This is a genomic window from Ruminococcus difficilis (genome assembly GCF_016680995.1).
In genome coordinates this window covers 1-1,732 of record NZ_JAEQMG010000152.1, presented here as the reverse complement: position 1 = coordinate 1,732, position 1,732 = coordinate 1, and the positions used below count along the sequence as shown (strand labels likewise).

Below are 1,732 nucleotides of genomic sequence, written 5' to 3'. Positions count from 1 at the left end.
GAAAGAGTATTGGTTTATCCCGCGAGGTCTCACAGGTGTGGTGGGAATAGTGATTCCATAGCCGACATAGTAACAACGAACTGTGAGAAGTCAGCAGAGGTCATAGTACCGAAAAAAAAAACTTCGGGAAGGACCGAACAATTCAAGACGTCAATCGTAATGTATGTTCTTCGCATTGACCCTGACAAGCGGTACTCCCGAAACGTATATGAGGGTAATCCGCGCAACGTAACTGGATACGCGGAGAAGCGGAAAGGAGAAAGACGGAAGTATGTCAGAAATGCTTGAAAAGATACTCAGCGACGAAAACATCAAACGTGCCAAGAAGCGAGTTTACGCAAATAAAGGCGCAGGCGGTGTTGATGGCGTGACAGTTCAGGAGCTTGATAAATATATGGCTCAGAACTGGGGGAGTATCAAGCAGCAAATCCGAGAAAGGAAGTACAGACCGCAGCCTGTGTTAAGGGTAGAAATCCCAAAGCCAAACGGCGGTGTACGTAAACTCGGAATCCCCACAGTTGTCGACAGAACAATAGAACAGGCAATCACACAGGTGCTAAGCCCGATATTTGAGCCGCTATTCAGTGACCACAGCTATGGATTCAGACCGAAACGAAGCTGTGAACAGGCAATCATAAAGCTGCTCGAATATTTCAACGAGGATTGTACATGGATAGTAGATATCGACCTTGAAAAATTCTTCGACAACGTACCGCAGGACAAGCTGATGAGTTATGTCGGACGCGTTATTCACGACGGAGATACGGAATCGCTGATAAGGAAGTATCTGAAAGCGGGGGTAATGGTACGCGGCAAATACGAATCAACAAAAGTCGGCACACCGCAGGGCGGCAATCTATCGCCGCTATTGAGTAATATTATGCTCAACGAGCTCGACAAAGAGCTTGAAAGGCGCGAGCTACGATTCACGAGATACGCAGATGATTGTGTGATTGTCGTAAAAAGTGAAGCCTCGGCAAAGAGAGTAATGTACTCGATAACAAGCTGGATAGAAAGAAAGCTCGGCTTAAAGGTAAACGCAACAAAGACTCAGATTACCAAACCGACAAAACTTAAATATCTGGGGTTTGGCTTCTGGAAATCCAAAGAAGGATGGAGGGCAAGACCACACCAAGAATCGGCTGCAAAGTTCAAAAGAACAATTAAGAAACTATGCAAACGGAGTTGGAGTGTCAGCCTTACATACCGTATAGCAAAGATTAACGCGGTAGTCAGAGGATGGATTAACTACTTTGCTCTTGGAGATATGAAATCTGCCATAACCCGAATTGATGAACACCTTATGGTACAAATGAGGGTGATTATCTGGAAGCAGTGGAAAGTGCCAAGGAAGCGCGAATGGGGACTGAAGAAGCTCGGTGTCAAGCCGTGGATAGCGCACGAGCAATCACATATTAAAGGATATATGAAGGCGGTGCGCTTACCGCAGATTAAGAAAGCAATCTCTAAAGAGAAACTGACCAAGCGAGGCTTGGTCAGTCCATTAGATTACTATCTTAGACAGCATACTTTGAAATTGAATTGAACCGCCGTATGCCGAACGGCACGTACGGTGGTGTGAGAGGGCGGAGAAATTTCACCCTACTCGATTAAAATGAAAAAACACGCCCGAAAGCGTGTTTATTGGCGGAGAGAAGGGGATTCGAACCCCTGGTACGGTGATTACCGTACACATGATTTCCAATCATGCTCCTTCGGCCAGCTCGGACAT

General features: G+C 46.1%; 2 protein-coding genes. Both read left to right on the top strand.

Annotation, left to right across the window (positions count from 1 at the left end; genetic code table 11):
- Window positions 1-288 (top strand): hypothetical protein (locus tag JKK62_RS17370; RefSeq protein WP_207752202.1); only part of this gene is annotated, 288 nt, incomplete at its 5' end.
- Window positions 281-1,546 carry a group II intron reverse transcriptase/maturase gene (gene ltrA / locus JKK62_RS14255; RefSeq protein WP_366503354.1) on the top strand — a complete coding sequence of 422 codons (1,266 nt, stop codon included), beginning with the start codon at window positions 281-283 and terminating at the stop codon, window positions 1,544-1,546. The genes JKK62_RS17370 and ltrA, both read left to right, overlap by 8 nt.
- Window positions 1,547-1,732 lie beyond the last annotated feature (186 nt).

Coding starts and splice junctions, on each gene's coding strand:
- ltrA (WP_366503354.1), top strand. CDS start 281: ATGCTTGAAAAGATACTCAGCGACGAAAACATCAAACGTGCCAAGAAG.